General features: G+C 45.8%; 13 protein-coding genes and 1 pseudogene. 10 read left to right on the forward strand and 4 right to left on the reverse strand.

Annotated features, from left to right (window positions below):
- The coding region (gene ureG, locus RMO52_RS00380; protein ID WP_310410006.1) for an urease accessory protein UreG at positions 1–457 on the forward strand (457 nt) is incomplete at its 5' end.
- Positions 458–599: 142 nt separating this feature from the next.
- Here the strand turns inward: ureG and RMO52_RS00385 are convergent.
- From RMO52_RS00385 to RMO52_RS00400, 4 genes are all read right to left on the reverse strand, one after another.
- Positions 600–983, reverse strand: a complete 384-nt coding sequence (locus tag RMO52_RS00385) for an AbrB family transcriptional regulator (RefSeq protein WP_310410009.1) — start codon at positions 981–983, stop codon at positions 600–602.
- 160 nt (positions 984–1,143) lie between these two features.
- A complete protein-coding gene (locus tag RMO52_RS00390; protein WP_309741003.1) occupies positions 1,144–2,016 on the reverse strand; it encodes a hypothetical protein in 873 nt (290 codons plus the stop codon).
- Between the two features lie 39 nt (positions 2,017–2,055).
- Positions 2,056–2,664 (reverse strand): flavin prenyltransferase UbiX, encoded by a 609-nt coding sequence (locus RMO52_RS00395; RefSeq protein ID WP_310410011.1) that lies wholly within the window; start codon positions 2,662–2,664, stop codon positions 2,056–2,058.
- Between the two features lie 368 nt (positions 2,665–3,032).
- Complete coding sequence (locus tag RMO52_RS00400; protein ID WP_310410013.1) at positions 3,033–5,429, reverse strand: ribonuclease R; 2,397 nt, start codon at positions 5,427–5,429, stop codon at positions 3,033–3,035.
- Between the two features lie 963 nt (positions 5,430–6,392).
- Between RMO52_RS00400 and RMO52_RS00405 the strand changes: the two genes are divergently transcribed.
- The 9 genes and pseudogenes from RMO52_RS00405 to RMO52_RS00445 form a co-directional block, all read left to right on the forward strand.
- Positions 6,393–7,769, forward strand: coding sequence for a nicotinate phosphoribosyltransferase (locus tag RMO52_RS00405; RefSeq protein WP_309740997.1), 1,377 nt, complete (start codon positions 6,393–6,395; stop codon positions 7,767–7,769).
- Positions 7,770–7,885: 116 nt separating this feature from the next.
- Complete coding sequence (locus tag RMO52_RS00410) at positions 7,886–8,485, forward strand: nicotinate-nucleotide adenylyltransferase (RefSeq protein ID WP_309740995.1); 600 nt, start codon at positions 7,886–7,888, stop codon at positions 8,483–8,485.
- Positions 8,454–9,188: an NrtR DNA-binding winged helix domain-containing protein gene (locus RMO52_RS00415; RefSeq protein ID WP_309740994.1), complete on the forward strand. Its 735-nt coding sequence runs from the start codon at positions 8,454–8,456 to the stop codon at positions 9,186–9,188. Before RMO52_RS00410 ends, RMO52_RS00415 begins: the two co-directional genes overlap by 32 nt.
- Before the next feature lie 164 nt (positions 9,189–9,352).
- Positions 9,353–11,014, forward strand: coding sequence for an NAD+ synthase (locus RMO52_RS00420; protein WP_396134848.1), 1,662 nt, complete (start codon positions 9,353–9,355; stop codon positions 11,012–11,014).
- A 92-nt stretch (positions 11,015–11,106) separates the two neighbouring features.
- Complete coding sequence (locus RMO52_RS00425) at positions 11,107–11,325, forward strand: hypothetical protein (RefSeq protein ID WP_309740992.1); 219 nt, start codon at positions 11,107–11,109, stop codon at positions 11,323–11,325.
- Positions 11,283–11,684, forward strand: a complete 402-nt coding sequence (locus tag RMO52_RS00430; RefSeq protein ID WP_310410016.1) for a type II toxin-antitoxin system PemK/MazF family toxin — start codon at positions 11,283–11,285, stop codon at positions 11,682–11,684. Before RMO52_RS00425 ends, RMO52_RS00430 begins: the two co-directional genes overlap by 43 nt.
- A 56-nt stretch (positions 11,685–11,740) precedes the next feature.
- Positions 11,741–12,325 carry a transglutaminase family protein gene (locus tag RMO52_RS00435; RefSeq protein ID WP_310410021.1) on the forward strand — a complete coding sequence of 195 codons (585 nt, stop codon included), beginning with the start codon at positions 11,741–11,743 and terminating at the stop codon, positions 12,323–12,325.
- A gap of 37 nt (positions 12,326–12,362) precedes the next feature.
- Positions 12,363–13,100 carry a Uma2 family endonuclease gene (locus RMO52_RS00440; protein ID WP_310410017.1) on the forward strand — a complete coding sequence of 246 codons (738 nt, stop codon included), beginning with the start codon at positions 12,363–12,365 and terminating at the stop codon, positions 13,098–13,100.
- A gap of 100 nt (positions 13,101–13,200) precedes the next feature.
- A pseudogene (locus RMO52_RS00445) lies at positions 13,201–13,848 on the forward strand (glycosyltransferase family 9 protein); the annotation flags it as partial.

Consider the following 13,848-nt stretch of genomic DNA (forward strand, 5'->3'; position numbering starts at 1 on the left):
ACCAGAGCGAATTATTGGTGTGGAAACTGGTGGCTGTCCGCATACAGCGATTCGCGAAGATGCCTCGATGAATATTGCGGCGATCGAACAATTAGAGCGCCAATTTACCGATTTAGAGATCGTTTTCCTCGAAAGTGGTGGCGACAATCTAGCGGCTACCTTTAGTCCCGAACTGGTGGATCTGACGATCTACACGATCGATGTGGCAGGTGGCGATAAAATCCCGCGTAAGGGTGGCCCCGGCATTACCAAGTCAGATTTATTAGTCATTAATAAGATCGACCTTGCCGAGCAAGTTGGGGCAGATCTGGGGATTATGCAGCGCGATAGTATCAAGATGCGTGGAGACAAACCATTTATTTTTACCAATCTCAAAACGGGGCAAGGTTTAGCTACTGTCGTTGAGTTTGTGGTCGCTCATGTGGTGACGACGGCTGCTTACCCAAATGTGAGTTAGAAATCGGGGAAACGATCGAGAATAGATGTAGTAAAATTTGGTCGCATTCGCTACCATTTTTGCAAATATAGAGATGATGACAAAAAAACAGGGGCAGTAGCCCAGACTTGATAAATCGCGCTACTGCCCCTGTTTATCGTGACTAATCTTGAACCAAGTGGATGTGCTTGTAACCTAGTTTGATACTGAAGGTATCACCTTCTTTTAAGCCCATTTCTTTGGTATACGCAGCACCGATCAACAGTTGACCGTTTTTGTGAACAGTCGCCTTATACGTGGCGGTTTTACCACGATTATCTCTACTGGTTTCGTCAAGCTTGACTCCTTTTGCTGTCAGTACAGCATCATAAAATCCAGACAGATCGGTGCGGGTGACACCAGCTTTGGTAGTTTTCACATAGCCACACTGCGTGGCAGTTTCCCGTTTGGCAAGATGTGAAAGTTCTTTAACTTTTTGAAGCAGAGCTTTCCCAGTAAGTGGTGATGTAGGGATGGTTGGTTCTGCTACGGAATCGACTTTAGGCATAGTTTGAATGGTGGATATTACGGATATTTGTGGGTGGTTGTGCAGTTACTTCATGTATTAACCATGATGAAGCTGACTTCATATTAATATATTATGCACGTAATTTTAATGATAGTTCCAATTAACTTGAAAGATAATTAGAATTCGACACAGATCGCGCTCAATTTGCTTTAGCAGGAGTATCCCGACTTTCAAAATCAAATCCCCAATCTTCATCATCAAGATCGGTTGTCGGTGTGGAACGATTTGGTGATGATGTGACAGAAGATCGGGATTTGTCAGCAGCTCGATCTGTATCCTCGTACTCAAAATCGTCGGCGTCGAGATCGTCATCAAATTCGGTTTCTAGCGGCTGTTTATAAGGCGGCTGAATCAATCTAAAATCAGCGTCATATACTTCTCTGCTAGTGGCTGGTGAAGGCGATTGGTTCCGTTGTGAGCCGCGCTCTGCATAGCTTGACTGACTCGATCGATCTGGTGAATCATCGGTTTCTACTGGGTATCTATTAGCTGCGGACTGGCGATTTTGCGATCGGGGTGGCGGCGAATCTTCCCAATCTAGTTGGCGGTTTGTGACTGGTGAATCGCCCCAATCATCGCGATCGTCGCTAACGTTTGGTGATGTCGATCGCTGCGGGGTAAATCGCTGGGCAAATGTAGATCGGTAGCTCTTAAATCGACTGGGTTTGGCTGCTGCTGGTGACTGATTTGCTGGATCTTCGCCAGCAGTTTTGGCTGATGATGCGCTCGATCGAGTTGCCTGGGGTGTATAAGTAAAAACATCTTCATCCTGCGGCGATCGCGATTGTAATTGCCGGATTTGTCGTTTGAGCGAGCGGCGATCGATCGAGATTAATACTTGGATGGCAATACTAGATAATAAGCCCAACCCGATCGCGATAATCAACCAGACGCCGATTGGCAAGGCAATTGTCGGCTGATTGAGGATGATTACTGTCATTGTTGGCAGGAGATTAGATCCGACGACAATTCCCATTAAGATCGGTACTAGTAAGGCGATAATTATTTTCATATCTACAAATATTTCCCCTCTTAAAAGCTGAGCGCTTACCTATGAGTCACTTTTCCAGCGGTTCAACGGAATGCAATCGATATCGAGTCGCTCCAAGGCTCTAGCGACGACAAAATCAACTAGATCGTCGATCGATTGCGGTTTTTGATACCACGCAGGGCAGGCTGGAACGATCGCCGCACCAGCTTCGGCGAGGCTAGTCAAGTTGCGGAGGTGGATCAAGCTAAAGGGCGTTTCCCGAGGCACGATCACTAGTCTGCGCCCTTCCTTTAGTTGGACATCTGCCGCCCGTTCGAGGAGATCGCCACTCAATCCGGCGGCTAATTTGCCGACTGTACTCATGCTACACGGGATAATCAACATGCCCTGAGTGCGGTAAGAACCACTAGCAATATTTGCCCCCACATCCCCCCATCGATGACAGCGGAGTTTACCCCCTGTCGGCACACCCGCTCGTTCGCGCCAGAAGTCGGCTTGTTCTTCGGGTTCGCTGGGCAATCTAATTTGGTCTTCGGCTTGAAATACCATATAGGTAGATTTCGAGGCAACTAGTTCGATCTGATAGTCAGCCGCTAGCAAATATTTAATCGCTCGAATGGCATAAATTAAACCGGATGCGCCAGTAATACCGAGGATGAGAGGTTTCATTAAATTAATTGAGAATTGAGAATTGAGAATTGAGAATTGCGTTGAGCGTAACCTTACAGCGAGACAGCGACGCATCGAATGGGAGGTTCCCTCCCGTTCGATGCGTCAAGACAAGACAAGCAAACCCCTGTTATTTGTTAATTAGGAAGACGATATGGATGGATAGGGACGGTTGCGGCGGAAGACTCAAGCGATCTCCGCTAATACATTTTAACAATCGCTACCCAGTTCGATCGTGCGCCCAATATTTAGGTAGGGGCAACTTGGAGATCGCCCCTACCTAATTGGTAGGCTTTACATGAGCCTCAATGTCAGGATATGCAGTTTAGACAACCAGCGATCGCAGGTTAGCCGCTGTGTCAGCAGTGTTAATCATCTCCCGACTCAAAATCGGTTTCTTCTAGATCGTGGCTAACTGTAACGGCATCGAGATCGGTATCGGTATCGGTAGTAGCGGCGATTGCCTCTGCGGTTCCTGCTTCATTCGCTGCGTCGGTAGCGGCTTCCGAGAGCATACTCGTGACGGTAACTAGATCGATTTGCTGGCGATAGTAGTCTACACTCTTGACCTGGACTTCGACGCGATCGCCTAGACGGTAGGAGGTGCGATTTTTGCGTCCGACTAGACAAGCATAGCGGGGACGAAATTCATACCAGTCATCTTTGAGCGAGCTGACGTGTACCAAGCCTTCGACGAGGGAGTCTTCGATTTCGACAAAGAAACCGTAGGATTGAACGCCAGTGATTAAGCCTTGGAAAATCTCTCCAGTGCGGGATTTCATCTTCTCGGCTTTTTGCAATCCAGCAAGGTCATTTTCAGCGTCTTGGGCAATTTTGGTCCGATCGTTTAAATGGGCGATCGATCCGGCAATCTGGGTTTCTAGTTCCTGCTGAACTGTGGGTGTGAGGACATTCCACGTAATCTGTCCGTGACAGCTACTGCTGCCCAAGTCGAGGATTTCCTTGGCGCGTGAAGTTTTGCGATCGCGTCCATTGGCAAACACTTCATGCAAAACGCGTTGGATCAGGATATCGGGATAGCGTTGCAGGGGCGAGACAGCGTGGGTATAGCCATTCTCGATCGCTAAGCCGAAATGGGTGCCCGGTTTGGTGCTGTAGACGGTGGTTTTGAGTAGGGATTTAAACAGGTAGTTGAGTACCTGCGGTACGGGTGACTGGGCAAATTGCAGGCTCAGACGCTGCAAGTCAGCGACGCTAATTTCCGTCTCGACTTCGCCTTCAAAGCTCAGTCCCAGATTGATCGCCAACTTGATCGTGTCATTGACTTCGACTAGTTCGGGCGTGTGCTGGACGGCATAGATACCCGGTACTTGAAGGGCTTGGAGATGGACGGCGATCGCATAATTTGCCATCACCATCACATCGGTAAGTAAAGATTGCGGATCGTCTAGAAAGATCGCCCCCAATCTGCCTTCATCAGCAAATGGAGCTTGCTTTTGGATCGTATCTACTTCCAAACCGCCTCTAGATCGCCGCTGCGCTCTAAAAGCGGGGGCAATCGTGTTCCAGATCGGTTTAATGATTTCGAGCGCTTGAGGGTCGATTTCACCCGGTTCGCCAGCTAAGGCGGCATTGACTCGCTCGGGATCGATCGACCAGTCTAGTTGAATCCGGCTGGGCTGAATATTAAATTCAATTAATTCACCGCCTTCGTTGAGCGAGAGAAATACCGAAATTGCCAAGCGTTCGGCACCTGGTAGGAATCCACAAGCCTGATGCACGGCATCTGGTAATAGCGGGATGGTATTTTCCCCCAAATACACTGCCGTTCCGCGTTTGCGCGCTTCGCGATCGAGTCTGTCGTCGGCGGTGATATAACTAGCAATATCGGCGATATGGACGCCCAATCGCCACACGTCACCGTCTAAATGCTCGATCGTTAAAGCACGATCTTGAGGTTCCGACTGTTGACCGATCGCGATTGTCGGTAATCCAGTCAGATCGAGACGTTTTGCAGCGATGGGATCTTTAAATCCTTTGGTGACTTTCGCCGCTGCCGCTTCAACAGCCGGGAGGAATGTTTGGTGCAGATCGTGCTTGCAAGTTACGATGTCGATGTCTTGGGCTGACTCGGTAGTCATACCTAGAACTCTAGCAACTTTACCGATCGGTAAATCTTGCCCGATCGCATGACGGAGGACATCGACATGGACGAGATGATCGAGAATGTCATCTAAGACGATCGGCTCGTGCCCATTAGGCGGGGAACTGTTGTCACTAGGGTTGACTTCTAGCTCGAACAATAGTCGATCGTCGAGGGGAATAGCGCGGTAGTCGCCTGTTTCCAGCCGCTTGACTTTGGCGAGTACCGATGGATTAGCCCGCTCCAAAATCAGCTTGACAGCGCCTTCGGGACTCCGCCGCCTGCTGCCATCTTTGATGACTTCGATCAATACTCGATCGCCATTCCAGGCATTGCTGAGATGACTTTCTCGAATGTAGATATCATCGGCACTTTCACTATCTTGAATTGCGAAGCAAAACCCTTTACTCGAACAGCGTAGCTTGGCTTCTACAATTCGCTCTGTCAGTTCGCGGCGAAATTTTCCTTTCTCCTTTACCAAAATGCCAATCTTTTCGAGTAACTCTAGAGCGAGATCCAACTGCGCGACACTTGAAGGAGTTTCACACCCTAACTTCTTTTCTAGTATTTTTGGGGTAACTAACTTCTCAGGACTAACATGCGATAGCAACGTGGCGATCGAAAATTCCATATAGTTTAATTTACCTCCACCCAAGAACATGTTCATTTATTAAGTTTGTAATAGTGCTAAGCTACGGGATGTTATGCACGGGTGCTATGCTGACAATTTTAGCAACAGTCAGAGTATCCAAGCGCCTTTACCGATCTTGCTTGTGGACAACGGGGATTGTTTAGCCGAGCGATTGCAATTTTCACTACATCTACCAAGCAGGTTGCGGGGTAAGTCATCTATCCACCGTCGAATCCAGATTTAGGCAAACAGATATGTATTTAATAATTATTTCTAATTACTAGATTTGTCTCTAAATCTCCGTTTACACGATCGATATCGTCGAGTTGAGTAGAGCGTTTAGAATGCGGTTTTCAAGACGGTAAGCCATTCGAGTCCCATTCGATCTTGACTATTCTATTGCACCAACTCTTGAAGAGTTGGCATTTGCTGCTGTACATCACCTAGACTTTACCCAATATCCTAGTGTGCTTCGATTTGCCAGGGGCAAGGCTTCGCCAACGCGTCAACATCGATTACTCGGTTCTAGCAACCATCCTTAACAAGGGTAGTGTTTGTCCCGACTAAAAGCACTACTTCAATCGGGTCGATCGCGCAATTACTCGACCGTGGTTGAAGAAACTAGTAACTGCATCATTGACTTTAGATCGCGACAGTAGATGATGCACATCTCTATCATATTACCCCTGAATGTCACTTCTGATACCATTTTGGTAAAGAAGAATCGCAGTTCGAGATGGGATCGAAGCTACCGCTGGCGGATTCAGGGATCGGATCTCAACTTCGCGCGATCGAGCGAACTTAGCAATTTGTTGTCAATTAACTGCGCTAACCTGGGTACCAACTCATTCTGCTAATGATTTTGCAATTGTCGAGCGGACGGATTGAGGGTGCTGCTAATTAACTTTAGTGCTGAGTTAGATATTCAGCACAACAATTTCTTGACAAGTTATGGTATTTGTCACCATAATAAAGAAAAGCTATTTTGAGTAAATGCTAAATCAAACTGTTGCTACGATCCATAAGCCTCTCTCTGGCTCGACATCACTATCATCCTTGTCAGGTGAGGATTGCAGCCTGTTAACAGACTTATATCAGCTCACGATGACAGCCTGCTATGTGGGTGAATCACTAGATCGATCGACCGCAAGTTTTGAGCTATTTGTGAGAAAACTACCAAAAGGCTTTGGTTATCTAATCGCCATGGGCTTAGCTCAAGCCTTGGAATACCTCGAACAATTTCAGTTTGACGCGACTCAAATCGATCGATTGCAAGCGACAGGGATTTTTAAAAACGCCCCCGATAGATTTTGGGAGCTACTCGCCACCGCCAGATTTACTGGTGATGTCTGGGCGGTACCCGAAGGCACAGCGATCTTTGCCAATGAACCAATCCTGCGCATTGAAGCACCCTTGTGGCAAGCCCAGATCCTTGAAACTTACCTCCTTAATACTATCAATTATCAAACCCTAATTGCCACTAGAGCCGCTCGGTTGCGGGATGTCGCAGGTGCAGATGCCACGTTACTGGAATTTGGCACGCGGCGTGCCTTTAGCCCACAAGCGTCTCTATGGGCGGCACGAGCGGCAATTGCGGGGGGGCTGGATACCACATCAAATGTACTAGCTGCTTTAAAGTTGGGATATCAACCCAGCGGAACGATGGCACACGCCTTAGTCATGGCAATCGACGCGATTAAAGGTAGCGAGTTAGCAGCATTTACTGCGTTTCATCGTTACTTTCCCGGCGCACCATTACTCATCGATACTTACGATCCGATTGCCGCCGCAAAAATGCTAGCGCGACAAATCGCTGCTGGCGAACTAGAATTATCGGGAATTCGGCTCGACTCTGGCGATTTAGTCAGTTTATCCCAGCAAGTCAAAGCCATCTTACCCACCGTGGATATCTTTGCCAGTGGCGATCTTGATGAGTGGGAAATCGCCAGATTGCGATCGGCAAATGCACCGATTAATGGCTTTGGATTGGGGACTAAATTAGTTACTGGTAATCCGGTAAACGGTGTCTACAAGTTAGTCGAGATCGATAACATTCCGACAATGAAAAAATCTCCTGACAAAATGACCTACCCCGGCAAAAAACAGATTTTTAGGCACCCTCAATCCGATTGCTTTACCAGTGACACTCTCGGTTTAGCAACTGAGGGTGAGGGTTTATTACAGCTAGTAATGAGCCAAGGTAATCGGCTGGTGCCAGATGACAATCTGGTAACAATTAGGCAACGTACAGATCGAAATGTAGCAAGCTTATCTGCCGATTTGCGAGATATTAATTACGATCGCAGTACACCAGTTAATATTTCGCCAGCATTAACAGCCTTAACTCAAAGCTTGGTATCTAAAAATTAAAGTAAATACCATTCGAGCGAGCGAAAGAACGATTGCAAAATCCCGATTGCTAACTCCTCATCCTGAAACCCTAAAACCTAAAGCCTAAAACCTAAAACCTAAACATACCCTCTAGAATGAAAATTGCTCTATTCGGAACTAGTGCAGATCCGCCAACGATCGCTCATCAAGAGATTATTAGGTGGTTGGCATCGCAATTCGATCTCGTCGCCGTTTGGGCAGCAGATAATCCATTTAAGGCACATGGAGCATCATTAGAGCAACGATCGCAGATGCTAGAGTTATCAATTGCTGAAATCGAGCCGCCGATAGATCGGCACGTTAAAGTTTATCGAAATTTAAGTAGTAGACGTACTTTTGAAAGCTTAGCTACAGCGCGAGAAATATGGCAAGATAGTGAATTTATTCTCACCATTGGAGCGGATTTAATCGCCCAATTACCCCAGTGGTATCGAGCGAATGAACTATTAACTCAAGTGAAATTACTAATCGTCCCTCGCACTGGGAATCAAATCGAACTAACCGATCTTCAACGTTTAACAGATCTCGGCGCACAAATCGCGATCGCCCCCTTATCGACACCAATTATATCATCGACAGCAATTAGGAACAGTCACTCCATTCACGGGATGACTCCTAGCGTCGCTAAATATATTCAGCAACACAATTTATATTCGATAATTTATGAACCATGCGATCGAGCGACACTTAAATAAACAAATTCTTGCCGACTTTAAAGTCGGAGTAGACAATGCTATCTTCTCGATCGATACCCAGCAAAATCGATTATTAATTCTATTAGTGATGCGCCATGATGAACCCTATTTAGGGCAATGGTGCTTGCCAGGGACATTAGTCAGGAAAGGCGAAACTTTAGAAACTGCTGCCGATCGGATCTTAGCCGAAAAAATCAAAGTTGATAACTTATACCTCGAACAATTATATACTTTTGGCGGCCCCGGACGCGACCCGCGCGAAGCAGCCGATAGTTATGACGTGCGGTATTTATCAGTTAGTTACTTTGCCTTAGTAAGATACGAAGCCGCCGAATTAATCGCTACTGGCGTTGGTGGCATTGCTTGGTACCCGATCGATAAATTACCCGATCTCGCCTTCGATCATCAACAGATTATCGAGTACGGACATCAACGATTGAGAAATAAATTGGAATATAGCCCAATCGCTTTTGATGTGTTGCCAGAACTCTTTACCCTCAGCGATATCTATCAACTTTACACCACCGTTCTCGGCGAAGCATTTTCTGATTATTCCAATTTTCGCAATCGGTTAATTAAATTAAAATTCTTGCAAGAAACAGGAATTAAATCCTCTCGTGGTAGCGGTCGTCCGGCGAGTTTATATCGCTTCGATCCGGTAGCATTTGCACCACTGAAGGATAAGCCTTTATTGTTTGTCTAAGCATTATAAATCTAGAACAAAGATATTGAAAACGTATATGGCAATCTTAGATGATTAATAAAAATCCTTATTCTTTCCTCTGCGCTCTCTGTCTCGATCGCGCTCAACCGTCGGGTTTCCCGACGAACGCGAATCGCTGCGTCCTCTGCGGTTAAAAAAATATTATGAAAATAGCTCTAGCTCAACTCAATCCCACCATCGGCGATCTAAAAAACAATGCCCAACAGATTTTAAAAGCTGCCCAACAAGTAGTCAGCCAGGGAGTAAAATTATTACTCACCCCCGAGCTTTCCTTGTGTGGCTACCCACCGCGAGACTTATTGCTCAATGCTCACTTCATTACTGAAATGGAGCAAACTCTCTACCAATTAGCAAGAGATTTATCGCCAAATTTACACGTATTAGTCGGACTCGCCACCGCCAATCCTGATGCGATCGTCACAGGTGGTAAACCATTATTTAATAGCATCGCGCTATTAGCTGCTGGAAAGGTGCAAAAGATCTTCCACAAGCGACTGTTGCCGACTTATGATGTGTTTGATGAAAATCGTTACTTTGCACCCGGTAGTGAGCCAAATTGGTTTGTTTTAGATGAGATTAAGATTGGCGTAACCATCTGCGAAGATCTCTGGAATGATGAAGATTTTTGGGGTAAACGCAGCTATTTAGCTAACCCGATCGCGGAATTAGCCGAACTAGATATCGATCTGTCGATCAATCTCTCAGCATCGCCATATAGCGTCGGTAAACAGCAAGTGCGATCGGCTATTTTAAAACATGCCGCGACTAAATACGATCGAGCGGTATTGTATGTCAATCAAATTGGCGCAAATGACGATCTGATCTTCGATGGATGTAGCTTGGGATTCGATCGATCGGGCGAATTAGTTTTTCGAGGTACATCATTCGATCGAGACTTAATTATCATCGAATTTGATGAAGTAGCCAAAGATTTGAAAGCAGCTAAAATCCAACCTCAATCGGATTGTACCGATGCTGAAATTTGGGCAGCATTAGTATTAGGAGTGCGCGACTATATCCACAAATGTGGTTTTCAAAAAGTAATTCTGGGCTTGAGCGGTGGTATCGATTCCGCCTTAGTAGCCGCGATTGCCGCTGAAGCACTTGGAGCCGAAAACGTTTTAGGCGTACTGATGCCTTCGACTTATAGCTCGTCACACTCAGTCACGGACGCGATCGCCGTAGCTGCTAATCTAGGCATCAACACCCAAACTATCCCGATTGGCGACTTGATGCAGGGATTCGATCGCACTTTAGAATCACAATTTCAAGGGACAGAATTTGGATTAGCCGAAGAAAATATCCAATCGCGAATTCGCGGCACATTACTGATGTCCATGTCCAATAAATTCGGTTATTTACTCCTATCCACTGGTAATAAATCAGAGATGGCTGTTGGTTATTGCACCCTTTATGGCGATATGAATGGTGGTTTAGCCGTCATCGCCGACGTACCCAAAATGCGAGTATTTTCGATCTGCAAATGGCTCAATCGAGAGCGAGAAATTATCCCCATTAATATCATTACCAAACCCCCCAGCGCCGAACTCAAACCTGGACAAATCGACCAAGATTCATTACCACCTTATGAAATCTTAGATGAAATCTTAGAAGCAATCGTCTGCGAACATCAATCGATCGAGCAAATAGTCGATCGTGGTTTCGATCCGCAAATAGTCACCAAAATAACCAGACTAGTCAAACTTGCCGAATTCAAACGCCGCCAAGCGCCCCCAGGCTTAAAAATAACCGATCGAGCTTTTGGTACAGGCTGGCGAATGCCGATCGCGTCAGCGTTGCGTTAGCAGGTCGCTTCTAGGTAAGCATAGTTCTTGACTGAGTACTCTTTCTGGTCTTATAATGAGTAGCATCCTGAGTAGCATTGAACATAAAGATTGTGAAAATATCTATTTCATTGCCTAATGAACTGGTTCGATATATCGATGCGCGAGTAGCTAACCGCAGCCAATTAATTGAATCATTACTCTCGGCTTGGCAGAAAAAACAGCAACAACAAGCCATGCTATCGGCTTGCTTGGCTTTAGATGAACAAACATCGATAGAGGATGAGGAATGGCAACAATCAGCAATTACCGATTGGGAAGTATCTGGTTAGTCAATTTTGACCCCTCTATCGGTACTGAAATTCGTAAAACTCGCCCAGCGATGATTGTTTCGGGCACACTTTTTAATCAGCGACGCAAGGTAACTGTGTTACCTATTACATCTAGCACTCCAGATAGTAGACTCTTACCTGTGGTTGTCGCACTCGAACCAGATGCCAATAATGGTTTAACTACTGATAGCTTTATTGTATGTATCGATCCGATGACTTTTGACAAGCAGCGGTTAGTGAAGCAGTTAGGAATATTGAAGATTGAAAAAATACGTCAAGTCCAGTCTATTTTATGCTCTTATCTAGAATTAGATTCTGTGGATAGCGATTTGGATGGTGTAGACGAGCTTTTCAACTAAAGTATATACAAGAATATTTACAATTAAGTGAAATCATCGATTGGCAACATCCAGAAATTTTAGCACTCGCCCATCAAATTGCCTCAAAACATCAAACTACCATAGATATCGCTAAAGCTTGTTTTGAATGGGTACGGGATGAAATTCATCACAGTTATGATTACCAGATGAACCCTGTTACCTGTCGTGCATCTGATGTCCTCAAATATAAAACAGGATATTGCTTTGCCAAAAGTCACTTACTCGCCGCCTTACTGCGTGCTAATCAAATCCCGGTTGGATTGTGTTATCAACGGTTAACTATTGACGAGCCGCCCGCAGCAAATCAGCAAGATCGAAGTGTACCATGCACATTACATGGATTGAATGCTATTTTCTTGCCAGAAATTGGTTGGTATCGTGTAGATGCGCGTGGTAATCGCGATGGTATTAATGCTCAGTTTACCCCGCCCCAAGAACAGCTAGCTTATGATATTCGATCGCCACAAGAAGCTAACTTTCCAAATATATTTGCCGAGCCATTATCAGTAGTGGTGGATGTTCTCCAATCATTTACTAAATGGGAAGAAGTGCTACTTCATCTACCCGATATTTCTCCAGAGGGACAGTCACCAGATCCATTAGATGAAAAATATTTTTAGTTTATAATCAATAACAGAACTCAATGAGATTGGGATTATGATATCGGACTATCTCAACCGGACTTTACCCAGCACCGAAGAACTACCATGTTCAGATGATATACCCGTGGATAATGAAGATCGGAATTTTTTACCAAATGTACTCCTATTTTTATTAAGCTCCATGTGGGCAGATCGATTTGACTGGTATTTTGCCGCAGACATGGCGATTTATCATACTACTGGTATCAATCCCAGAGTGCCTGTTGTACCCGATGGGTTTCTAAGTCTGGGTGTCAAACGTCAAAAAGGTGGTAAATCACGCCGCAGCTATGCTACCTGGGAAGAAAATGAGATCGTCCCGACGATTACTCTAGAAATGGTGTCCCATACGCCAGGGAATGAATATGACGAAAAAATGGAAATTTACGCCAAATTGGGGGTACTTTATTATGTCGTCTACAACCCTGAATTTTGGCTGCGTGACAGGCATCAACCATTTGAAGTTTATAAATTAGGCGCGGATCGTAACTACCAATTACAAATTGGCGAACCTTACTGGATGCCAGAAGTGGGTTTAGGGATCGGTAGATGTCAGTGTGTGTTTAATGGGATCGATCGCGAGTTATTAGCTTGGTACGATCGCACGAATACTCGTTATCTAATGCCAGAAGAAGTCGCGCAGCAAGAAAGACAACGAGCCGATTTAGTTCAACTCCAAGCAGATCGAGTCCAACTGCAAGCCGATCGACTAGCCGAGCAACTTCGCGCTCTGGGTATCGATCCTGACATTTAGATTGCATCTGAGTAGATAATGACGATTTGAACACGACCCCAACAACTACAGCCTATTCCTGCTAAAATCGATCGTAAATACAGCAGTAACTTGAGTACAAATGCGTATCCTGGCTCTTGTCCCTGGTGGAATTGGCGATCAGATTCTCTTCTTCCCCACGATCGATAATCTCAAAGGACGTTACCCTGACGCAGAAATTGATGTCGTCGTCGAACCGCGCTCGACGACGGCATACCGTGTTTCCAAGTCTGTCCACAAAGTTATTCCCTTCGATTTCAAAGATACTAATGGCCCTGCGGACTGGGGCAACTTATTGGGCATCATCCGCGATCGCGAATACGATGCGGCGATGTCTTTGGGGCGACGGTTTGGTGTCGGCGTACTCTTGTGGCTGACGGGAATTCCCGTCCGCATTGGTTTTGATGTGGGTGCGAGTAAATTATTTCTCTCCAATCCGGTTGAGCTAAATCTCAACCAATACGCGGCACCGATGTTTCACGATTTGGTTAGAGGATTTGGCATCACCGATCCTTGTCCGGTGGTGAGTATCAATGTTCCCAAAGCAGATATCGACTGGGCAGAAGCCGAGCAGCAGCGACTGGGGATAAAAGATAGCGGTTACGTGCTGATTCATGGGGGCGAGACTAAACCAGATCCCACGTCAGGTGTAGACCGGATTATCCTGTCAAGCAGTGGCAACAAATTGTCAAAGACTTACAAACTCGCCAACCAAATATCCCTGTCGCGG

Origin of the sequence: Chamaesiphon sp. OTE_8_metabat_110 (assembly GCF_031382685.1) — a bacterium.
Classification (GTDB): domain Bacteria; phylum Cyanobacteriota; class Cyanobacteriia; order Cyanobacteriales; family Chamaesiphonaceae; genus Chamaesiphon.